Source organism: Sphingomonas sp. G-3-2-10 (assembly GCF_012927115.1).
In the GTDB taxonomy this organism is placed as follows: domain Bacteria; phylum Pseudomonadota; class Alphaproteobacteria; order Sphingomonadales; family Sphingomonadaceae; genus Sphingomonas.
Genome location: NZ_JABBFY010000002.1, coordinates 522,134 through 542,969, shown reverse-complemented (window position 1 = coordinate 542,969; position 20,836 = coordinate 522,134). Strand labels below are relative to the sequence as shown.

The following is a 20,836-nucleotide window of genomic DNA, read 5'->3' as shown; positions in this document are numbered from 1 at the left end:
CTTGTCTCGGGGAGGGGGCCGCCCGCAAAGCGGGCGGTGGAGGAGCGGCGGTGCAACCGCCGTCTGCGCGGCGGCCCCTCCGTCAGCGCTGCGCGCTGCCACCTCCCCAGCGAGCTGGGGGAGGAATCATGCCGCCAACTTACACCCCTGTTAATTCGTCCCGGCATCGTTAAGCTCCCCGAAAAAGCCGGGAGAGAGTGATGCTTAGATTTGCCGCCGCGATTGCCGCCGTGACGCTGATCGCCGTGCCTGCCGTGGCGCGGGATATCGTGGTCGAGGCTGGGCCGAATGCGCAGGAGCGGTTGCAGGCGGCGCTGATCGAAGCCGAGCCGGGCGATGTGGTGAAGATCGGCGCGGGGCGGTTCGAACTGACCGATGGCCTCAGCCTCGATGTGGATCGGGTGACGATTGTGGGTGCCGGGACTGGCAAGACGGTGCTCAGCTTCAAGGGGCAGATGGGTGCGGGCGAAGGCTTGCTGGTGACCTCCGACGATGTGGTGCTGCGCGGCTTTGCGGTGGAGGATACGCGCGGCGACGGGATCAAGTCGAAGGGCGCGGACCGGATCGTTTATAAGGACATTCGCGTCGAATGGACCGGCGGGCCCAAGGCGACCAATGGCGCCTATGGCGTCTATCCGGTGGAGAGCAGCAATATCCTGGTCGATGGCGTGACCGTGATCGGCGCGTCGGATGCGGGCATCTATGTCGGCCAGTCCGATACGATCATCGTGCGCAACTCGACCGTGACGCACAATGTTGCGGGGATCGAGATCGAGAACAGCCGCAACGCCGATGTCTATGGCAATCTGGCGACGCACAATACCGGCGGGATTCTGGTGTTCGACTTGCCGAGCCTGCCCAAGGGCAATGGCGGCGATGTGCGGGTGTACAGGAACAAGGTGGTCGACAACGACACGCCGAACTTCGCGCCGCCGGGGAATATCGTGGCGACGGTGCGGACGGGTACGGGCGTGCTGATCATGGCCAACGACCATGTCTGGGTGTTCGACAACGACCTGTCGGGCAATGCGACGAGCAATGTGATGGTGATCGCCTATCGCGACAGCTTCACCGACACGAAATACGATCCCTATCCGCGCCAGATCATCGTTTCGGGCAACCGGCACGGCAGAGCCGGCTTTGCGCCGCAGCTGCCGGGCGGGGACCAGCTGGCCGCAGCGTTTGGCGGGAGCATTCCGCCGGTGATGTGGGACGGGACGGGCAAGGATCTGGGACTGCGGGTAAGTGACGGCGTGCCGGTGCTCGGCATGGGGCTGGCGCTGGGCGAGGGGCCGGAAAAGGCCAAGCCGGCACCGGTGACGCTGGACGGGCCGGACGTGCCGCAGCGCGCGGCGGTGGTGCTGCCGGCGGCGATGGAGGCGGCGGCCAAATGAAGCTGCTGGCGGCGGCGCTGCTGCTGTTCGGGGCGGTGACGCTGGGGCGGCCCGGCGGGGTCAACGATGCGGCGATCACCGGAGCGGGCTATCCGGCGAAACTGTCCGACTATGGGTTTTTCAGCGACCTGAAGGCGCGGACGCCGGTGGCGCGGGTGATCGGGTACGATCTCGAGACGGCGTTGTTCTCCGACTATGCCGAGAAGCAGCGGTTCATCTATGTGCCGGGCGGCGCTGTCGCGAAATATGATGCCGAGGGCGTGTTCGACTTTCCGGTGGGGTCGGCGCTGATCAAGACCTTTGGGTATCGGCAGGGTGGCGCGTTCAAGGCGGTCGAGACGCGGTTGCTGCTGCGCCGGGCCGGGGGCTGGGTGGCGATCCCCTATGTGTGGAATGCCGAGGGCAGCGATGCCGAGCTGAAGCGCGCGGGGACGCGGGTGCCGGTGACGTTTACCGATCCTTCGGGCGCGGTGCGATCGATCAGCTATGCGGTGCCGAACCAGAACCAGTGCAAGGATTGCCATGCGCTGGGCGGTACGATCACGCCGATCGGGCCCAAGGCGCGCTATCTGAATCATGGAGGCCAATTGCAGCGGCTGGTGGCGGGCGGGTTGCTCGACCAGGCGCCGAAGGATGCGCCGCGGGTGGCGCGGTGGAACGATGCCAAGGCGCCGATCGACGCGCGAGCGCGGGCGTATCTGGAGATCAACTGCGCGCATTGTCATAATCCCAAGGGCGCGGCTTCCAATTCGGGGCTGTTTCTGGAGCTGTGGCGGACGGATGCCAATGCAATCGGACTGCGCAAGCGGCCGGTGGCGGCGGGGCGCGGGAGCGGGGGGCATGAGTTCGCGATTGCGCCGGGGCAGGCGGACAAGTCGATCCTGATCTATCGGCTGGAAAGCACCGATCCGGGCATCGCTATGCCCGAACTGGGCCGCGCCACGGTGCATGCCGAAGGGGCGGCGTTGTTGCGCGAGTGGATCGACGGGATGCCCGCCAGCTAGTCCTTCAGGCGCTCGGCGATGGCGCGGACCTGCTCGACGCGGCCGGGAGCGAAGCGTTCGACCATCGCCTTGTACTGCGCGAGGGTTTCCGGGCTGGCGCGTTCGGGGGAGCCGCTGTCGAAGGGCGGGGCCGGATCATATTCGAGGCTGAGCTGGACGAACTTCGCGTGCGCTTCGCCACGGATCGCGGCGGTGAGGGCGAGCGCGAAATCGATGCCGGCGGTGACGCCGCCGCCCGAGACGCGATTGCGGTCGAAAACGACTCGTTCGGCGACCGGCTCGACGCCGAAAAAGGCGAGCTGCTCGCGTGAGGCCCAGTGGCAGGCGGACTTGTAGCCTTTGAGCAGCCCGGCGGCGGCGAGGAGGAGCGAGCCGGTGCAGACGCTGGTGACCCAGGTCGCGTCCGCGCCGACCCGTCGCAGCCAGGCGAGGGTTTCGGGATCCTCCATCGCGGGCACGACGCCGAAGCCGCCGGGGACGCAGAGGATGTCGGTGTGCGGGACATCGGCGAAGGTCGCGGTGGGCAGGAGCTGGAACTGAGCGTCGGTATCGACCGGATCGCGGGTCTTCGCGACGAGATCGAGCCTGGCGTTGCCGAGGCGGGAAAGGACCTGCGCCGGGCCGGTCAGATCGAGCTGGGTGACGTTGGGGAACAGCAGGAATGCGATGTGGAGCGGCTGGGGTTCGGGCATGCGGGACTCCTCGGTTGCGAGAGATGCCCAGGCGATGCGGCGTCGGCCCCGCGCTCCCCGATGGTGCTCCATCTCAGTCGCCAGTCACGCGGTTGGCGCGATCATAGCGTATCGCGCATCGCTGCGCATCGGCTTTTTGACAAGCAAGTAACCGGTGTCATACGATAGCGCTAACAAACGCAGTGACGAGTATCAGGGAGAGGCATGTGAGCGAACTGACGCGGCGCGAGGCTTTGGCGGGACTGGCGGCGCCGGCGCTGACGATCCCGGCTTTGGCGGTCCCCGGGGTAGCCGAGGCTGCTCCGGCGGCAACGGCGCCCGACTGGAAGCGCGGGTTCGACAATCAGCGCATCGCCGATCTGGGCAACGGCAAGTTCCTCAATCCGCTGATGGCCGGGGACCATCCCGATCCGACGATCCTGAAGGATGGCGCGGATTATTACATGACCTTCTCGACCTTCGATTCCTACCCGGGTCTGGTGATCTGGCATTCCCGCGATCTGGTGAACTGGACGCCGGTGACCGCGGCGCTGACGAAGAATATCGGATCGGTCTGGGCGCCCGAGCTCTGCAAGGTCGGCAGCCGTTATTATCTCTACGTGCCGGTGAAGGCCTCGCCCAATACCAGCTATGTGCTGTGGGCGGACAGGATCGAGGGGCCGTGGAGCGAGCCGATCGATCTGGTGCTGCCGAACCATATCGATCCGGGCCATGCAGTGGGCGAGGACGGGTCGCGCTGGCTGTTCCTGTCGGGCGGCGACCGGATCCGGCTTTCCGACGATGGCCTCAAGACCGTTGGCGAAGTCGAGCATGTCTATGATCCGTGGCGCTATCCGAGCGACTGGATCGTGGAAGGGTTCAGCCCCGAAGGGCCGAAGATCCTGCGGCATGGCGGCTATTTCTACCTGATCACGGCGGTGGGCGGGACCGCCGGGCCGCCGACCGGGCATATGGTGATCGCGGCGCGATCGAAATCGATCCACGGACCGTGGGAGGATTGCCCCGCCAACCCGATCGTGAGGACGACCGATATTCGCGAGAAATGGTGGTCGCGCGGGCATGCGACGTTGGTCGAGGGGCCGGACGGGAGCTGGTGGTCGGTCTATCACGGCTTCGAGAACGGATATTGGACACTGGGGCGGCAGGCGCTGCTCGATCCGGTCGAGTGGACCAAGGATGGCTGGTTCCGGATGAAGGGCGGCGACCTGTCCAAGCCCATCGCCAAGCCCAAGGGTGGGACGGCGGTGACCCACGGGATGAAGCTGTCCGACGATTTCGCGACGCTGGATCTGGGGCGGAAGTGGAATTTTTTCCAGCCGCGGCCTGATGAGGCCAAACGCGCGCGGGTGGAGAGCAACACGCTGATCCTCGAAGCGAGCGGCAAGGCGCCGGTCGATTCATCGCCGCTGCTGCTGATCGCAGGGGACCAGGCGTACCGGTTCGAATGCGACATCGAGATCGAGGAAGGCGGCGTCGCTGGGCTGGTGCTGTTCTACGACAAGCAGCTTTATTGCGGGCTGGGGTTCGATGCGAAGCGCTTCGTGACGCACCAGTACGGCATCGAGCGCGGGCGACCGGCCAATCCGCATGGGAAACAGATGCGGATGCGGGTGACCAACGATCGGCACATCGTGACTTACGATACGTCGAGCGATGGGGGGGCGACGTGGCGGCGGTTCGACCGGGGGATGGAAGTCTCCGGCTATCACCACAATGTGCGTGGCGGGTTCCTGATGCTGCGGCCGGGGCTGTATTCGGCGGGGACGGGGAAGGCGCGGTTCCGGAATTTCAGCTTTCGGGCGCTTTAGGCGCGACGGCGCCGAAGAGACTTTCGCGCAGAGGCGCAGAGGACGCAGAGGAACAAGCTGTGCACCGGTCTTCGCCGGAGCACAGCCAAATGCCGCGCGGGTAGAAGTATCGATTGCATCCGGGGCGATGAGTTCGGGAAAAGTGCGCCGCCAAGCGAACCGGGACGCCCGCATCGCGGATGGTGACTTGAGGGACGCAGCGACCTAGCCTGATCGCCTGAGGAGGATCGCATGGCGTTGGCGCACAGGTTGGTCGGCAAGGCGGCGCGGGCGTGGTGGTTTGTCACGCGGCCGCGAACGCTGGGCGTGCGGGCGATGGTGCTGGATGCGCAGGGGCGCGTGGCGCTGGTGCGGCATACCTTCGCGGCGGGATGGGCCTTTCCCGGCGGAGGCGTGAAGAAGGGCGAGGGGTTCGAAGCCGCGCTGGCGCGCGAACTGCGCGAGGAAGTGGCGATCGAGACCTTCGCGGTCGAGCGGGTGCTGGGCGTCTATCACAGCCGGCGCGAATATAAGGACGATCACATCGTGATCTTCGTCGTGCGCCTGGCCGAGGGTGGCGAAGCGGCGCTGGCGAAGGCCGACGCGCTGGAGATCGCCGAAGTGGGCTGGTTCGCGCTGGATGCACTGCCCGAGGGGGTTTCGCCCGCGACCGGGCGACGGATCGCAGAGTATCGCGCGGGCGCAACGGGCGGCGGGATTTGGTAACTTAACCAGATCGGTGATTTTAACTTGACATCGTAACGCTGATCTGGCACATATCGCGCGTTTATGTAGTTTACAAACCCATCCGGATGATGCATATAGAGAGCATCAACGGAGCGTTTCACCATGTCGGTTCTTTCTTCCCCGCACTTCCACGACGAAGCCAAGGCTTTCGCTTTTCTTGAGAGCGTTGTCTGGGCCGGTGGGGTGACGTGCCCGCATTGTGGCGTGGTCGGTGGCCGGGTCTATGATCTAGGCGGCGTCCGTTCGAAGCCGAGCAAGAAGAACCCGGAAGGCGCTGTCCGTCACGGCCTCAAGAAGTGCGGCGAGTGCCGCGCGCAGTTCACCGTGAAGGTGGGCACCGTGTTCGAGCATGCCCGCATGCCGCTGCACAAGATGCTTCAGGCCGTTCACCTCATGGTGAGCAGCAAGAAGGGCATTTCCGCTCACCAGCTAAGCCGCGTTCTGGAGGTCCAGTACAAGTCGGCGTGGTTCCTCGCTCACCGCATCCGTGAGGCGATGCGCTCCGGCGATCTGGATATCCCGTTCGGTTCGGGCGGTGGCGCTGTGGAAGTGGACGAAACCTATTTCGGCCTGCGCCACGGCGTCCAGAAGGCCCGCGCTGGCACGGCTCACAAGATGGGCGTCCTCGCCCTCGTGGACCGCGAAACCCGCACCATGAAGACCTTCACGTTCGACCGCTTCCGCGCCGATGAGGTCCACCCGATCGTGCTGCAGAACATCAGCCGCGAGGCCCGCCTCATGACGGACGAAGCCCGCATGTATCAGCGCATCGGCAAGTCGTTCGCTGAGCATGGCACCACGCTTCACGGCGCGCGCCAGTACGTCGATTACAGCGACCGCACGATCCACACGAACACCGTTGAAGGCGCGTTTTCGATTTTCAAGCGCGGCATGAAAGGCGTGTATCAGCATTGCGGCGAGCAGCACCTTCACCGCTATCTGGCTGAGTTCGAGTTCCGCTATAACAACCGGATCGCCAACGGCGTTGATGATCGCCAGCGGGCGCGCAACGCTCTGGCGCCGCTCAAGCCGCTCGCTGAGGGCAGGCAGTACCTCATGGATTTTATGCGTCAGAAGCGTTGACTTCTGACGCATAACGAATCATCTATATCCCAATCCGGTTCGACCGGAGGCACAAGCCAGCATGCTTGGACGGCTCCTGAATCAGGGGCCGTTTAGCGTTTTAGGGTCGGTCGCCATATCCGGCCATAGCCATCTGGCTTCCCCTCTTTGCTCCGATAGAACTTATAATTTTCCAAAATTGGAGCGATCTGCCGCGCGAACGCTGTTAGGTCGCTTGTGTCGTTCGCATAGACGGCTCGGCAATGCGCAAAGGCGGGTCGCGCGATCAAATCCGCGAATTGCAGGCCGGGATAACCCGCGCTTTTTGGCTCGATATTGATTTCTTTTGACGTAAAAACCGCCTGCAATTTATCGGCCGAAATGTGCTCGGACCCGTTCTCGATCACCGCCCGGAATCGTGTCTTGATCGCCAAGTCAGTGCCAGCATTTTGCGCCTCGACGACAACGTCGCCTGTACCGTTGGCACGCAAAAAATAGAAATATCGCTCGACTGCATTCTGGATTAGCGTTTGGTACACATCCAGCGTGGCTTTCGGGTGGTGGTAGTAGAAGGCCACCTTATCCAAACAAACAGTCACAACGGTGTAGGCGGCGCGGGTCATCATATCGAGGCAGGCCCTATCCCAGGCATCGCGCTTCGCTTGATCTCTCAGGCACGCGAACGGCCCCAACTGGGGTGGAGAAATCATCTTGCGCCGATGAAGAATGACGGGCGTTCCATCCTCATTTTCGCCGAAGTGCCTTTTCACAATGGTCTGGAAGCTCGGCTCAAATGTCTTCTCAAGATACGTTCGGTCAATGATGACACCGGTGATGCTGGCATATCTATTTTGCGCATCATTCGTTGTGCTGTTTGTCACATCGCCGGTATCGTCGATAAACATGCTATATTGAGGTCGTGCCATGACTGACAAAAAGACAGACCAGATGGAACAGAGTCAACTCGACAAGTTCAAGCAGGCCGCCCGCGAGCTTGAGACTGACGACGACCCGGAGCGCTTCAAGGAGCGGTTGGCGAAGATCGCGAAGCAAAAGCCGGTGGAGAAGCCCGCAGATGCAACCGAGTAGATGGGCGTCGCTCTATATCAGTGCGCCATTGCGATGATCATGGTCGTTTCCAGAATCGTGGCTCCGCAAGCGCTGTTAACAGTCGCTCTCGTTCTCACCGCGTTCACCGCGATCAATGTTTTCTGGCCACCTCTTATAGTTTTCCAGCTGGCCGTGATTTGGGGCGCATTCGCCCTTCTCAGGAAGCGGACGGTAACCTGATTCAGCAAGAAGGCCCGAGTATCCCCGAGCCTTCCGGCGTTCTCAAGCGCGGGGCGAATTTACTGCCGCGCGTTTTGGACTCGCAATGTAGGATTTGCTCCGCTTTGGATGGAGCGTGAAGCGTCCTCGCATTGAACCGCTGGAATACTGGCTACTCACGGCGCTTTTGGTAGGGTCTTTCGCGTGCGGGCTTTGGGGCGCGGTGGCGGTGCTGCTGTATGAGTGATGATCTCGCAACGAATCAAGATGAAGCCTAGGTCGCTGATATTTTCGATCTCGCCCAACGCTTCGATTTCGTCACCTCTTGCAAGCGCCTCAATCACGTCATGCTGAGAGACGAACCAAAGGGTGGCTTGTTCGGATAGCCATTGTCTCGCGGGCTTGGTCCTATCAGGGTCAAGCGCAACGTAGGCTTCCCCCTCCGCCAAGCCTGTTTTGGAAACGGTCCCTTAACCCGAAGCCATTTGCCCACGTAGGTGCTCAGTATCTTGTCGGCCTGAGCGCCTGTTAGCTCGGTACGTAGCTTGGCCATGAACTCGATGGTCACGCTGCCGGGCAAATAGACGCGCTCAGGCGACGGAATTTGAGTCGTTGCGCGGGCTGATAATGCTGGGGTCGGCGTCGGTTCATGGACCGGGGGATGCTTCGCCTCTCGGCTTATCGCGCGTTCCAGATAGGTGATGTCTTCTCGAAGGCGGGCAATGATGCCGTTATACCGCCAGTCCATCGCTTTCCAGATTGCGAAGCAGGCAACGAACATCGCCACAAGGAAGGGCATCCAGACCGACTGGATGGCGTTCAACTGCGCGAAGAACCTGTCGAGCAAATCCATGCCCGCGATATATGCGCGGATGCTTGGGTGTGTAAACTACACATACGCCTCGTCGAAGCGATGATCGCCGAGTATGGCGGCACGCGGCTGGGGCGGCAGGAGCTGGACGGCGAAATGATCGACGATGTTGCGGGCGCGCTATGGACCCGCGAGACGATCGAGGCGTGCCGGGTGGCGGCGCCGCCCGAGCTGGTGCGCGTCGTGATCGGAGTCGATCCGCCGGTTAGCGCCGATGGCGATGCGTGCGGGATCGTGGCGGTTGGGCTGGGCCGTGACGAGCGCGGCTATGTGATCGAGGACGCCAGCGTGCGGGGGATGACGCCCGAAGGCTGGGCGAGGGCGGTGGCGGCATGCGCCGCCAGGCATGGCGCGGACCGGGTGGTGGCCGAGAAGAACCAGGGCGGCGACATGGTGGCTTCGACGCTGCGCGCGGCGGATGCGGGTTTGCCGGTGAAGCTGGTGAGCGCGACCCGGGGCAAGAGCGTGCGGGCCGAGCCTGTCTCCCTGCTCTACGAAGCGGGCCGCGTGAAGCATGTCGGCGCATGGTCCGAGCTGGAGGACGAACTGTGCGGGCTGGTGATGGGCGGCGGCTATGAAGGACCGGGGCGGTCGCCCGATCGGGCGGATGCGCTGGTATGGGCGCTGAGCGCGCTGATGGTCGGGAAGAAGACCCGCGCGGCGGTGAGGGCGTTGTGAGCGCGCGTCATGTCTGCGGCGTGCAGGCGCCGTAGAAGAGTTATTGCTGATCGGGGGCGGCGCGGCTGACGATCATCGGATAGCGGGTGGTGCCGGCTTTGGGTTTGTCCGCGATCGAGAGGACGTCGCCGCTGTTCAGCCCGAGCTTGGTCGAGCCGGTGCCGAAGCTGCCGCCGTCCCAGTAATAGCGGACTTCGATCGTCTCGCTGGCGAGCGGGTCTTTCGTATCCTTGCCGATGAACATCCGGTTGGTGGTGAAATCGACGCGGAAGCGGGCGGCATTGTCGCTGACCTCGCAATCGCCGGGACCGTTGCAGATGCGCAGATGGGTTGCCCAGCAATCCCAGCGTGGAGCGATGTCCCATGCCGCGCCCGTCGTGGTCTGGAGGAGCAGGGGCGAGGCGAGTGCGAGGAGGAGCTTCATGGCGCGAGCCTAGCATGGGAAGCGGCGACGGGTGTAGGGGCGTGCGGAAGAGGAGCAGCCGATGACCCCGCGCGAACTGATCGATACCGCCGACGTGCCGGGCGGCGAGCCGCTGCGGCTGTTTCGCCGCGGGAGCGATCACATGATCGTGCTCGAGCGCAACGAGCTTATGAACAGCCGGATGAGCGGTTCGGAGGAAGCGCTGGCGGTGATGACGATCGAGCGGCTGGGCGAGAAGGCGCCGCATCTGCTGATCGGCGGTTACGGGATGGGCTTTACCCTGCGCGCGGCGCTGGGGGTGCTGGGCAAGGATGCGCGGGTGACCGTGGCAGAGCTGGTGCCCAAGATCATCGAATGGGCCAAGGGGCCGATGGTCGAACTGACAGCGGGGTGCCTCGACGATCCTCGCGTCGCGGTGGACATCGACGATGTCGGTGCGGTGATCCGGCGCGGACGGGCGAGCTATGACGCAATCCTGCTCGACGTGGACAATGGGCCGGATGGCCTCACCCGGCCGGGCAATGACGGGCTGTACGGGATGCGCGGGCTGGAAGCGGCGCGGATGGCGCTGACGCCGGGCGGGATCCTGGCGGTGTGGTCTGCCGCGCCCGATGCGAAGTTCGCGCGGCGGATGAAGGATGCCGACTTCGCGGTGGAGGAAGTCGGCGTGCGGGCGCGGAGCAACGGCAAGGGGCCGCGGCACGTGATCTGGTTTGGGGTGAAGCGTTAGCGGCCGGAGCCGCAGCGCTGGATCACCGGTCCGGCTTCGACGCGGGTGCCGGTGGCGCTGATGAAGCGGGTTTCGGAGCGGATCTTCGTGCCGCTGTTCACATAGTCCCAGACCTTGCCGTTGAAACAGGCCCAGAGGTGGAACAGGCTGGGACCGGGCGCGCTGAGCTCGCTGCGCGGATTGATGCGCAGATCGGCGTCGAAGGTGAAGACATAGACGCCGGCTTCGAAGCGGGAATAGCGCAGCGTCCAGCCACTCGGGAGGTTGCGGCCCTTGAAGGCGTCGACGACCAGTTGAGGGGTGAAGCCGCTCGCCGGCCGTGGCGCGGGCGCCGGGGTGGGTATCGGCGTTGGGCTTGGCGTGGGTACAGGGACTGGCCGGAGGCCGCCGCAGATCTGGGCGAGGCGGCGCATCGTGGTGGCCAGTTCGCTGCCGCGGCCGCCGCCGTAGAGCGACGCTGTCGGTTTGGAGAGATTCGAGGCGACGATCTGAACGCTGGTGGCGTCGCGCAGGCTGCGCACTTCGGTGACCTTGCCCCAGGCGATGTCGTACGGGAAGAACATGGCGGGATAGAGGGCGCCGTTGCGCGTGTTGGTGGGCTCGGCGATTTCGATCAGGGTCTGGCAATCGCTGCCGTTGACATGAAACGTCAGCGTGAAACCGGGCATGACGTTCGGACCGTTGTACATCGGCGCGCGGATGCCTTCGAGGATCGACTTGATGCGGGCCTGGAGCGTGGCCTGCTCGCTTTGCGCATGAGCTGCGACGGGCGTGAGCAAGCTGGCCGCGAGTGCGGCGGTGACGAGACGCATGTGTGAACTCCCTTCCCGGACGTGCAGGAACTTCACGATCTTATTTCTGCGGCGCAAGGGCGAGGGCGGCTTAGCTGGGACGGCACTCGCTGTAGTAGAGACGCTGGCCGTCGAGGCCGGAGCGAGTGACGATGCCGTCATAGACCGGGTCGTCGGGGGACCCCGTGCTGGTTTCGGCGCGGGGGCGGGCGGCGATGGTCAGCGTGTCGCCGGTGCCGAGCGAGATCTTGCTGGCGGGGGGGGAGGATCGACGTCGCCTGGAAATGGCGGGCGACGATCGCTTCGTCGAAGCGCGAGACGGTGGCGGAGACGCCGAATTTCGCGGCGGGGAAGTCGATCCAGAAGACCGCCTGACCGGGGTGCAGGATGCACTCGCCGGCAAAGCCTTCGCACATGCGCCACTGGGTCGCGGTGCAGGTCCAGCGATCGGCGATCTCCCACGCGGGACGGTCGGCGGTCTGGGTGAGCAGGGCGAGCGCGAGCAGCGTCTTCATATTCGAGGAGCTTAGGCATGAAATGGTTCGGTCGGAAGGCCGGGCGCGAGGGATCGCGTCCGGCGCTGTCGCGTCAGGGGACGGTGACGGCATTTGGCGACTGGCCGCGCAACTATGAAGCGCAGGTCAGGGATGCCTATTTGGTAAATCCTGTGGCGCAACGTGCGGTAAAACTGGTTAGTGAAGGCGCGGGAAGCGCACCACTGAACGCAAGCGATCCGGCGCTGGTGGCGCTGGTGGCGGCGCGGAACGGCGGACAGGGGCTGATCGGGACGGTGGCCGCGCAGTTGCTGTTGCACGGCAATGCCTATGTCCAGTTGCTGAGCGACAGCGAGGGGCGGGTGACCGAGCTGTTCGCACTGCGGCCCGAGCGAGTGACGGTGGAGCCCGATGCGGGCGGCTGGCCGGTGGCGTACCGCTATCGCGTGGGCGAGCATGTGATGCGGCTGGCGGCGGAGGATCCGGGCGGGCGGCCGGCGGTGGTCCACCTCAAGGCGTTCAATCCCGTGGACGACCATTATGGCCTAGGCTGCCTGGGCGCGGCGGCGGGCGCGGTGGCGATCCACAACAGCGCGACGCGATGGAACAAGGCGCTGCTCGACAATGCGGCGCGGCCGAGCGGGGCTTTGGTGTTCGATCCGGGCGACGGTTCGGCGATGGCACCCGACCAGTTCGCGCGGGTGCGGGCGGAGATGGAGGCGGGCTTTGCCGGGGCGGCCAATGCGGGCCGGCCGATGCTGCTGGAAGGCGGGCTGAAATGGCAGGCGATGAGCCTGACCCCGGCGGACATGGACTTTGTCGGGCTGAAAGCGGCGGCGGCGCGCGAGATCGCGCTGGCCTTTGGTGTGCCGCCGATGCTGATCGGGCTGCCGGGGGACAATAGCTATGCGAATTATCGCGAAGCGAACCGGGCGCTGTGGCGGCTGGCGATCCTGCCGCTGGCGGAGACGATCCTGACGGGCCTCGCACAGGGGCTGAGCGGCTGGTTTCCGGACGCGATGCTGGCGATCGACCTCGACCGGGTGCCCGCGCTGGCCGAGGATCGCGAGCGGCTGTGGCGGCAGGTGAGCGCGGCGGATTTCCTCAGTCCCGAGGAAAAGCGGGCGATGGTGGGGCCATCGGGAGTGCGGTCGTGAGCGAGGGGGCGATCCTGGCGCAACTGATCGGGCAGGCTGCAAGCGAAGGGGCGGAGATCGCCACCTTGCGCGCGATCGCCGAGGAAGCGGGGGAGTTGGGCGCGCAGCGAGCGCTGGCCCGGCTGGGGCTGGAGGATGTCGGCGCGGGCAAGGACATGGCCGAGCTGCGCGAGCTGCTGGCGGCGTGGCGCGATGCGAAGCGATCCGTGGCGAAGGAAGTGCTCGCCTGGGGTTTGAGGCTGGGGCTGGCGCTGGTGCTGGTCGGGCTCGCGGCGCGGCTGGGGTTCTGGGGATGGATGAGATGAGCGTGCGGTTCGCGGGCTATGCTTCGGTATTCGATGTGCCTGATCGCGGGGGCGACGTGGTGCGGCGCGGGGCGTTCCGCGCGGCGCGGGGCGTGCCGCTGCTGTGGCAGCATGGCGGCAAGCCGGTGGGCGAGATCGAATGGATCGGCGAGGACACGCGCGGGCTGCGCGTGATCGGATCGGTGCGCGAGCCGGAGCTGGCCGGGCTGGTGGCGGCAGGCGCGGTCAACGGGCTGTCGTTCGGCTATCGCGTGCGGCAGGCCAGGGGCGGGCGGCATCGCGAATTGCTGGCGCTCGACCTGATGGAAGTGAGCCTTGTCGCATCGCCGATGAACCCGCTGGCGCGGGTCCATGCGGTGGATGCGGCCGGGATGGCGCCGGACGAGGAAAGTAGCTAGTTTCGATAACGAAACGACAGGGGTGGGGACAATGGCGACGGGCGTGGTGAAATGGTTCAATGACAGCAAGGGCTTTGGCTTCATCACGCCGGATGACGGCGGCGAGGATCTGTTCGCGCATTATTCGGCGATCAACATGGGCGGATTCAAGACGCTGCAGGAAGGCCAGCGGGTCGCGTTCGAAGTGACGACCGGGCCGAAGGGCAAGCAGGCTTCGAACATCACCGCTGCGGAGTGAGGTGTTGGTGACTCGCGGATCCGGTGGCCATAACGCCGAAATCGGCTAGGCTGCCCGTGGGAGGGGTTCGATGCTGGCAGCGATATCACTGGCAATAATGCTGGCGGCGGACCCGCAGGTTTCGACGGATCTGGTCTGCGACGGCAGCCAGTCCGCCAGCGGTTCCCGGATCGTGCTTGGTGAGGGATTCAAGCGCTTCCGCGCCGATCTTCGCTGTCAGCGTCATGGCGCCGCATGATCGGCTCCCCTGCCGGGCATGTCCGGGGCAGGGAAAATGCGGTTGCAACGGCGTTCGAGCTCGAGCGGCGGCAGGATCCCGGCGGCGTTGCGCATTTGCGGCTCAAATGGCGGAACGATGACGGATCGGTTCGTGAAGGCGGATCGGCGCTTGCATCACCGTTGCTGACCGTGGGGCGTTTCAACCTATCCTGCTCGGGCGGACGGTTTGAGTTGAGCAACGTAACGGTTGATTGAGGCCGAACTCGCTTACCGCGAACTTCAGGTGGAATCGGCGCGGCCAGCTGCGCGCGTAGCTCTCCGCGCATAGGGTCGGACGGCCGCCGGCCCGCGAGCCTCGTGGAGGCTGCGATCTTCGGAAACTGACAGAGACGATGGGTGCCGCTTGTGGCGGGGCCCCTTCCACCATCCTTCGGATGGCCCCTCCCCGAGGCGATCTCAGGGAGGTTTTTCGTGTGTGGGGAGAATGACATGATCGAAGTGAAGGCGGATGCGCTCGAGGGCAGCTTCGAGGCGGTGGAAAAGGCGGGCGTGCCGGCGGCGCGGCCGATGCTGGCGGGTGGCGAGCCCTCGGCGAGCGGGTTCGAGATGTTCCTGCGCAGCGGGGGCGGCGGCGTGGAGATGAAGGCGTTCACTGGCGCCAGCGACGGTGCGGGCGGTCTGGCGGTGCCGCGTGAGCTGGATGCGATGATCGACCGGACGCTGAAGGCGATCTCGCCGATCCGCAGTATCGCCAATGTGGTGCAGGTGGGATCGGCCGGATATCGCAAGCTGGTGACGAGCGGCGGGGCGACGCCTTCGGGCTGGGCGGCGGAGACCGGCGCCCGGGCCGAGACGGATACACCGGTGTTCCACGAAGTCGCGCCGCCGACGGGCGAGCTGTTCGCCAATCCGGCGGCGAGCCAGGCGATGCTCGACGATGCCTCGTTCGATGTCGAGGAATGGCTGTCGGGCGAGATCGCGCATGAATTCGCGGCAGCGGAGGGATCGGCGTTCGTCAACGGCAACGGGACGAACAAGCCCAAGGGCTTCCTGCAGGCGGCGACGGCTTCGACCGGGGATGCGGCGCGCGCGTTCGGGACGCTGCAATATGTGGCGAGCGGATCGGCGGGCGCGTTTTCGGCGAACCCCGAGGAGAAGCTGATCGATCTGGTCCAGACGCTGCGCGCGCCGTACCGGCAGGGGGCGAGCTGGGTGATGAATTCAGCGACGCTGGCGCGGATCCGCAAGTTCAAGACGAGCGCGGGTGAGTTCCTGTGGGCGCCGTCGCTCAGTGGCGGGTACCCGAATCGGCTGGCGCCGCGCGGCGCTGCTGCTGAGCATCGACGAGGGCGCGCGCTGGACGCCGCTGGGAACGACGGCGTTGCCGGCAGTGCTGGGCGAAATCGTCGTGCCCCCGGGCACGGGCCCGGCGACGCTGACCGACCGGATCAACAGCATCGAGATCGAGCTGGCTCATGCCGGGATGGTGCTGAACGATGCCGATAGGGCGGCGATGGACGCCGGGGCGAATCTGGCGATGGCGGGCGAGGAGTTGATCCAGTTCGCGCGGGCCGAGCCACTGGGCGCGGACCGCTGGCGGCTGAGCGGCTTGTGGCGCGGGCGGCGCGGGACGGAAGCTGCGGCGGGGATGCAGGCGGTGGGCGATCCGTTCGTGCTGATCACGGCCGCGACGCTGGCGATGACCGATCTGCCCGGCGAGACGATCGGCGCGGTTGCGCGCATCCTGGCCGAAGGACCGGGGGACGACGAAGCGGCGGAGGCGCAGGCGGCGATCAGCGGCGTTTCGATCGTGCCGCCCAGTCCGGTGCACCTTTCGATGCATCCGGCGGCAGAGGGCGCGAGCGAAGTGCGTTGGGTGCGGCGCAGCCGGGCCGGGTGGCGCTGGATCGACGGGATCGACGCGCCGCTGGGCGAGGAGAGCGAGCGCTATCGAGTGACGATCTCGCCCGAGGACGGTCCGATGCGGATCGTGGAGGTTTCGGCTCCCGCCGTGCTGGTGAGCGAAGCTGAGCGGGCGGCGGGCGTGCTGGTGACGGTGCACCACATCGGCTCGCACGGTCTCTCCGCTCCCGCCGCCATGCTTTTGCCGGCGCTTGTTTAATTCGGGGAGAGAATCATGACCGCCCTGCCGACTCCGCGTTTCGAATTGCCGCTGCTCCAGCCCGGGCAGGCGCAGAAGGAAATGTATCATAATGAAGCGCTGATCCGGCTGGATCTGGCCGTTCAGGCCACTGTCCTAGCCGCCGGCGCAAATATTCCGCCGGTCGATCCCGAGCCCGGACAGGCCTGGATCGTCGGGACCGCGCCGACCGGCGATTGGGCTGGTCACGCACGATCGGTGGCGGGGTGGACCGCGGCCGGCTGGCGCTTTCTGGCCCCGCCGGAGGGGATGCGCGCATGGGTCGCCGACAGCGAGGGATTCGCGCTGTTCACGGAGGGGGATTGGCTGATCGGCGTCTCTCACGGGCGGCTGATCGTCGAAGGCGAACAGGTCGTCGGGCCGCGCGCCGGGGCGATCGAGGACCCCGATGGCGGAACGACCGTGGACAGCGAAGCGCGGAGCGCAATCGCGGCGATTCTCCTTGCGCTCCGGGAACATGGACTGGTCGATACGCCCTGAACTGTGATGTTCCGGCAACAGTGCCCTTATTTGTGCGCTTGCGTGGAAACCTTCGTTTCGGTAGTGAGTTTGCGCTGTCCGTAGTGACAACTCAGAAAGGGGATTATGATGCGGAAGCTTGCCGTCACTCTGGCACTTGCGACCACCGCGCTTAGCACGCCTGCTCTCGCCCGCGACGATGCGTGGTATGTGGGTGTCGAAGGTGGCGCGATGCTTGTCGAAGATGTCAACTTCGATATCGGCGCCGTGCCGCGCGCCGCGACCGCCGACCAGCGCGCTGGTTGGGATGCCGACGCGACCGTCGGTTACGACTTTGGCGGTTTCCGTCTGGAAGCTGAAGTCGGCTACCGTCAGTCGAACGTCACTGGATGGCGCTCGACGGTCACCACGCCGGTCGTCAACCCGAACCCGCCCGGCCAGCTGCAGAACGCTGCTCCCGGCACCTACAACGGCGCTGGCGGCACGACCTCGGCGCTGAGCTTCATGGTCAACGGCCTGCTCGACTTCGGCGACGATGACTCGCTGAGCGGCTTTGTCGGCGGCGGCGTGGGCGTTGCCCGTGTCGACACCAACATCGGCCTGAACACCCGTCGTGACTTCCTCGACGATTCGGACACGGTCTTCGCCTGGCAGGCCGTTGCGGGTATCCGCGCTCCGCTGACCGACTCGATCGACGTCACGCTGAAGTATCGCTTCTTCAACGCCGACGACGTTCGCCTGGTGGACATCACCGGCCGCAACTACGAAGGCCGTTTCCGGTCGCACTCGATCCTGGGTGGTCTGACCTTCAACTTCGGTGGCCCGGCTGAGCCGGCTCCGACTCCGACGCCGGAGCCGGTTCCCACCCCGACCCCGACCTGGACGCCTCCGCCCGAGCCGACCCCGACTGCTCCGGCAGTGGTCTGCACCCCGGGACCGTACATCGTGTTCTTCGACTGGGATAAGTCGGACATCACGCCGGAAGCCGCTGGCATCCTGGATAACGCGATCAGCAACTACCAGAACTGCGGCAACGCATCGGTCATGCTGGCCGGCCACGCCGACCGTTCGGGTGCTGCCAGCTACAACGTTGGTCTCTCGCAGCGTCGTGCAGATGCGGTGAAGGGCTATCTGTCGAGCCGCGGCATCCCCGGTGGCGTGATCGGTACGGAAGCGTTCGGTGAAAGCCAGCCCCGTGTCGCCACCGCCGACGGTGTTCGCGAACTGCAGAACCGTCGCGTGGAAGTCACCTACGGTCCGGGTTCGGGCAACTAAGCCCTACCGGTTCCGCAGAGGGACTGAACAGAATTGGGGAGGTCGGGAAACCGGCCTCCCTTTTTCTGTTTTGGCGTTGTCTCCGTCAGGCAAATCATCCGTCAGACATCGCGCCTCACCGACGACGGGCCGGGGCTACTGGAGAGGCCGATATGACGGAGCGCGGTGCTCGCAGCGATGCTCCTCGCACGGACACGGTCTTGCCGTTTGCCCGCAGGGGCTGAATGCGCTCGAGAACGGCATTCTCCTGCGTTGCGACCTGCACAGTCTGTTCGACGCCGCCGAGATGGCCATAGACCCGCGGACGATGAAGGTTTGCTTCTCCGAGCGCGCCCGGCTGGGCTATGCCGATCTGCACGGTGCGAGCATCGTGATCCCTGCAGGCGGAACTCCGCCATTCGCCTTCCAAGCGAGATGGGACGTATTCTGCAATCAGGCCTGATCCGTGGACGGACGCGTGTCCGGACCGGTCGTTGCTTCCTTACTCCGGCAGGACGAAGCCGATCCGCACTTCGATGTCGCGGCCGACCACGGGGTCGCCCTTCTTGCTGAGGGGGGCGAGGCGGATGCCATCAAGGACCTGATAGGTGGCCAGTTCGAACTGGCGCGTGAGGTCCGGAGTCAGTTTCGGATCGGAAGCGGTCGGTTCGGCATTTCGGCAGAAGAGCTTGCGATCGGCGCCGATGCGGCAAAGCGCCTTCATCCGCACCTCGACATTCTCCTTGAGCGCCTGTGCCGGATAATAGGCGTTGAGCAACGCCGCGTCAGGCCGCTCGTCCATTTCCATATCATTCGACCCGATCACACCGACCGGGGCGCCGGGCTGGCGCACATCGGTGGCGCTGACGGTTTCGGTGAACAGCATCGGCGTGAGGGTGACGGTCTTGGCGGCCGGATCCGCCGCGGCTTCGGTCGGGCGGACTCGAGTGAAGTGGATCCGGGCAAGCGCGACGCGCGCTGCGGGGCCGAGGGTCTGCGCGGTCAGCCGGCGATCATATTCGCTGCGGCGAAGCGCGGGCTGGGCCGTGCCGTCGAGCAGCAGGCAGCTTTGCGGTGTGCCCGTTCCGGCTTCGACCAGGCACTGGAAGCGCAGCGTCACCGGGGTCGCGGGCAAGCCGGTCTCGGCAGCGGCGGTGGCGGATTCGAGCGAGCGCGAAGGCGCGTAGAGAATCGTTGCCGTATCCGCCGCGACCGGCGCGGCGAGTTTGTCGGCGTCCTGAACGGCGATGGCGAGCAGCAGCGGCAGGATGATCGGCATGGTGGAAGCCCCTCTCTTTCCCCAGCGACTAGCATAATCGCGAGGCCTCGCCAGTGAGTCTTTCGTGCCACACCCCCATCCCTTGCGCCTGTGGATAACTTTTTGACTCAATATCTGGAGGGTGCCGAAATGTTCTGCCCGGTTAACGATTTAGCCAGCATTTTCGTTAACTAAAGTTCGCTTGACGAGACGCTGCAACCGACGCGAAACCGGGGGTTCCGGGCAAGGGGAACAGTTAATCATGGGCGTAATGGAGAAGGTCGGCACGCGCGGCCGCAAGGCGATCGCGCCGGTCGTGGAAGCAAAGGAGCTGCCGCTCGACTCGATCCTGATGCAGGATTGCATCGAAGCGATGCGCTCGCTTCCGGCCAAGTCGATCGACTGCATCTTCGCCGATCCGCCCTACAACCTCCAGCTCGGTGGCGATCTCGCCCGGCCCGACGGCAGCCATGTCGATGCGGTGACCAACGACTGGGACAAGTTCGACAGCCTGGCGGTGTACGACAAGTTCACCCGCGAATGGCTGGCCGAGGCGCGCCGCATCCTGAAGGACAATGGCACGATCTGGGTGATCGGCAGCTATCACAACATCTTCAAGGTCGGTTCGGCGATCCAGGACCTGGGCTTCTGGATCCTCAACGACATTATCTGGCGCAAGGCCAACCCGATGCCCAATTTCAAGGGCACTCGCTTCACCAACGCGCACGAGACGATGATCTGGGCGTCGATGGGCGAGAAGGCGCGCTACACCTTCAACTATCGCACGATGAAGACGCTCAACGACGAACTGCAGATGCGTTCGGACTGGGAGTTCCCGATCTGCGGCGGGCCGGAGCGACTGAAGCAGAACGGCGTGAAGGTGCATCCGACGCAGAAGCCGGAAGCCCTGCTGTACCGTGTGCTGCTGGCCAGTACCCAGCCCGGCGACGTCGTGCTCGATCCCTTTTTCGGCACCGGCACCACCGGTGCGGTCGCCAAGCGTCTCGGCCGCCGCTGGATCGGCATCGAGCGCGAGCAGGGCTATTGCGACGCGGCGTGGGAGCGGATCAACGCCGCGCTGCCGCTCGACGAATCGGCGCTGCGCACGATGCAGGCGCCCAAGGCCGCGCCGCGCGTGGCGTTCGGCGCACTTGTCGAGAATGGCTATATCGATCCGGGCACGGTGCTGACCGATTCGAAGCGGAAGTACAGCGTCGTGGTCGGTGCCGATGGCTCGCTGAGCTGCGACGGGACGACCGGTTCGATCCACAAGCTGGGCGCGACGCTGCAGGGCGCCCCGTCGTGCAATGGCTGGACCTTCTGGCATTACGAAGCCGCCGACGGGCTCAAGCCGATCGACGATATCCGCCAGACCTATTTGCTGGCGACGCAGCCCTGATTCCTCAAAGTCCCTCTCCTTCCGGGGAGGGGGGCGGGGTGGGGC

General features: G+C 65.3%; 24 protein-coding genes, 1 pseudogene and 1 riboswitch. Of the genes and pseudogenes, 18 read left to right on the top strand and 7 right to left on the bottom strand.

The annotated features are described in order from the left end of the window. The first annotated feature begins 200 nt into the window (after positions 1-200). Positions 201-1,394, top strand: coding sequence for a parallel beta-helix domain-containing protein (locus HHL13_RS19210; protein ID WP_169557537.1), 1,194 nt, complete (start codon positions 201-203; stop codon positions 1,392-1,394). Further along, a complete protein-coding gene (locus tag HHL13_RS19205; protein ID WP_169557536.1) occupies positions 1,391-2,398 on the top strand; it encodes an SO2930 family diheme c-type cytochrome in 1,008 nt (335 codons plus the stop codon). The genes HHL13_RS19210 and HHL13_RS19205 overlap by 4 nt, the downstream gene beginning before the upstream one ends. Here HHL13_RS19205 and HHL13_RS19200 read toward each other — a convergent pair. Next, positions 2,395-3,090: a DJ-1/PfpI family protein gene (locus tag HHL13_RS19200; protein WP_169557535.1), complete on the bottom strand. Its 696-nt coding sequence runs from the start codon at positions 3,088-3,090 to the stop codon at positions 2,395-2,397. The two genes, HHL13_RS19205 and HHL13_RS19200, sit on opposite strands and share 4 nt — an antisense overlap. 18 nt (positions 3,091-3,108) lie before the next feature. Next, positions 3,109-3,188: riboswitch (ZMP/ZTP riboswitch) on the bottom strand. Positions 3,189-3,296: 108 nt separating this feature from the next. Between HHL13_RS19200 and HHL13_RS19195 the strand changes: the two genes are divergently transcribed. The 3 genes from HHL13_RS19195 (at position 3,297) to HHL13_RS19185 (ending at position 6,707) form a co-directional block, all read left to right on the top strand. Further along, complete coding sequence (locus tag HHL13_RS19195; RefSeq protein ID WP_169557534.1) at positions 3,297-4,898, top strand: family 43 glycosylhydrolase; 1,602 nt, start codon at positions 3,297-3,299, stop codon at positions 4,896-4,898. 231 nt (positions 4,899-5,129) lie between these two features. Continuing rightward, on the top strand, positions 5,130-5,603 hold the full coding sequence (locus HHL13_RS19190; RefSeq protein ID WP_169557533.1) for an NUDIX domain-containing protein: 474 nt from the start codon (positions 5,130-5,132) through the stop codon (positions 5,601-5,603). 123 nt (positions 5,604-5,726) lie between these two features. Then, a complete protein-coding gene (locus tag HHL13_RS19185; protein ID WP_240953901.1) occupies positions 5,727-6,707 on the top strand; it encodes an IS1595 family transposase in 981 nt (326 codons plus the stop codon). 92 nt (positions 6,708-6,799) lie between these two features. Here HHL13_RS19185 and HHL13_RS19180 read toward each other — a convergent pair whose 3' ends face one another. After that, positions 6,800-7,591, bottom strand: a complete 792-nt coding sequence (locus tag HHL13_RS19180) for a DUF3800 domain-containing protein (protein ID WP_169557532.1) — start codon at positions 7,589-7,591, stop codon at positions 6,800-6,802. Positions 7,592-7,610: 19 nt separating this feature from the next. Here HHL13_RS19180 and HHL13_RS19175 point away from each other — a divergent pair, with 19 nt between their 5' ends. After that, entirely contained in the window at positions 7,611-7,775 is a 165-nt protein-coding gene (locus HHL13_RS19175; RefSeq protein ID WP_169557020.1) for a hypothetical protein, read from the top strand. Positions 7,776-8,295: 520 nt separating this feature from the next. Here the strand turns inward: HHL13_RS19175 and HHL13_RS22615 are convergent. Further along, positions 8,296-8,808 (bottom strand): hypothetical protein, encoded by a 513-nt coding sequence (locus HHL13_RS22615; protein WP_240953900.1) that lies wholly within the window; start codon positions 8,806-8,808, stop codon positions 8,296-8,298. Between the two features lie 72 nt (positions 8,809-8,880). Here HHL13_RS22615 and HHL13_RS19170 point away from each other — a divergent pair. Further along, positions 8,881-9,504, top strand: a pseudogene (locus HHL13_RS19170) (ATP-binding protein); the annotation flags it as partial. Between the two features lie 40 nt (positions 9,505-9,544). Here HHL13_RS19170 and HHL13_RS19165 read toward each other — a convergent pair. Continuing rightward, on the bottom strand, positions 9,545-9,928 hold the full coding sequence (locus HHL13_RS19165; protein ID WP_169557530.1) for a hypothetical protein: 384 nt from the start codon (positions 9,926-9,928) through the stop codon (positions 9,545-9,547). Between the two features lie 61 nt (positions 9,929-9,989). On the opposite strand from HHL13_RS19165, the gene HHL13_RS19160 reads away from it, so the two are divergent. Beyond that, on the top strand, positions 9,990-10,658 hold the full coding sequence (locus HHL13_RS19160; RefSeq protein ID WP_169557529.1) for a spermidine synthase: 669 nt from the start codon (positions 9,990-9,992) through the stop codon (positions 10,656-10,658). Here HHL13_RS19160 and HHL13_RS19155 read toward each other — a convergent pair. Further along, on the bottom strand, positions 10,655-11,470 hold the full coding sequence (locus HHL13_RS19155; RefSeq protein WP_169557528.1) for a hypothetical protein: 816 nt from the start codon (positions 11,468-11,470) through the stop codon (positions 10,655-10,657). The genes HHL13_RS19160 and HHL13_RS19155 overlap by 4 nt on opposite strands. A 137-nt stretch (positions 11,471-11,607) precedes the next feature. Beyond that, positions 11,608-11,964, bottom strand: a complete 357-nt coding sequence (locus HHL13_RS19150; RefSeq protein WP_169557527.1) for a hypothetical protein — start codon at positions 11,962-11,964, stop codon at positions 11,608-11,610. A gap of 17 nt (positions 11,965-11,981) precedes the next feature. Between HHL13_RS19150 and HHL13_RS19145 the strand changes: the two genes are divergently transcribed. From HHL13_RS19145 to HHL13_RS19105, 9 genes are all read left to right on the top strand, one after another. Then, entirely contained in the window at positions 11,982-13,100 is a 1,119-nt protein-coding gene (locus HHL13_RS19145; protein WP_169557526.1) for a phage portal protein, read from the top strand. After that, positions 13,097-13,405, top strand: a complete 309-nt coding sequence (locus tag HHL13_RS19140) for a DUF6127 family protein (RefSeq protein ID WP_169557525.1) — start codon at positions 13,097-13,099, stop codon at positions 13,403-13,405. The genes HHL13_RS19145 and HHL13_RS19140 overlap by 4 nt, the downstream gene beginning before the upstream one ends. After that, positions 13,402-13,803 (top strand): HK97 family phage prohead protease, encoded by a 402-nt coding sequence (locus HHL13_RS19135; protein WP_169557524.1) that lies wholly within the window; start codon positions 13,402-13,404, stop codon positions 13,801-13,803. The genes HHL13_RS19140 and HHL13_RS19135 overlap by 4 nt, the downstream gene beginning before the upstream one ends. Positions 13,804-13,834: 31 nt before the next feature. Then, positions 13,835-14,041: a cold-shock protein gene (locus HHL13_RS19130; RefSeq protein ID WP_169557523.1), complete on the top strand. Its 207-nt coding sequence runs from the start codon at positions 13,835-13,837 to the stop codon at positions 14,039-14,041. A 70-nt stretch (positions 14,042-14,111) separates the two neighbouring features. Beyond that, positions 14,112-14,279 carry a hypothetical protein gene (locus HHL13_RS19125; protein WP_169557522.1) on the top strand — a complete coding sequence of 56 codons (168 nt, stop codon included), beginning with the start codon at positions 14,112-14,114 and terminating at the stop codon, positions 14,277-14,279. Between the two features lie 470 nt (positions 14,280-14,749). Next, positions 14,750-15,766 carry a phage major capsid protein gene (locus HHL13_RS19120; RefSeq protein ID WP_169557521.1) on the top strand — a complete coding sequence of 339 codons (1,017 nt, stop codon included), beginning with the start codon at positions 14,750-14,752 and terminating at the stop codon, positions 15,764-15,766. Continuing rightward, positions 15,669-16,382 carry a hypothetical protein gene (locus tag HHL13_RS19115; RefSeq protein ID WP_169557520.1) on the top strand — a complete coding sequence of 238 codons (714 nt, stop codon included), beginning with the start codon at positions 15,669-15,671 and terminating at the stop codon, positions 16,380-16,382. The genes HHL13_RS19120 and HHL13_RS19115 overlap by 98 nt, the downstream gene beginning before the upstream one ends. 15 nt (positions 16,383-16,397) lie before the next feature. Continuing rightward, positions 16,398-16,901 carry a DUF2793 domain-containing protein gene (locus HHL13_RS19110; RefSeq protein ID WP_169557519.1) on the top strand — a complete coding sequence of 168 codons (504 nt, stop codon included), beginning with the start codon at positions 16,398-16,400 and terminating at the stop codon, positions 16,899-16,901. 108 nt (positions 16,902-17,009) lie between these two features. Further along, positions 17,010-18,155 carry an OmpA family protein gene (locus tag HHL13_RS19105; protein WP_169557518.1) on the top strand — a complete coding sequence of 382 codons (1,146 nt, stop codon included), beginning with the start codon at positions 17,010-17,012 and terminating at the stop codon, positions 18,153-18,155. 481 nt (positions 18,156-18,636) lie between these two features. Here HHL13_RS19105 and HHL13_RS19095 read toward each other — a convergent pair whose 3' ends face one another. Continuing rightward, on the bottom strand, positions 18,637-19,413 hold the full coding sequence (locus HHL13_RS19095) for a hypothetical protein (protein WP_169557516.1): 777 nt from the start codon (positions 19,411-19,413) through the stop codon (positions 18,637-18,639). Between the two features lie 241 nt (positions 19,414-19,654). Between HHL13_RS19095 and HHL13_RS19090 the strand changes: the two genes are divergently transcribed. Next, entirely contained in the window at positions 19,655-20,791 is a 1,137-nt protein-coding gene (locus HHL13_RS19090; protein WP_169557515.1) for a site-specific DNA-methyltransferase, read from the top strand. Positions 20,792-20,836: the final 45 nt, after the last annotated feature.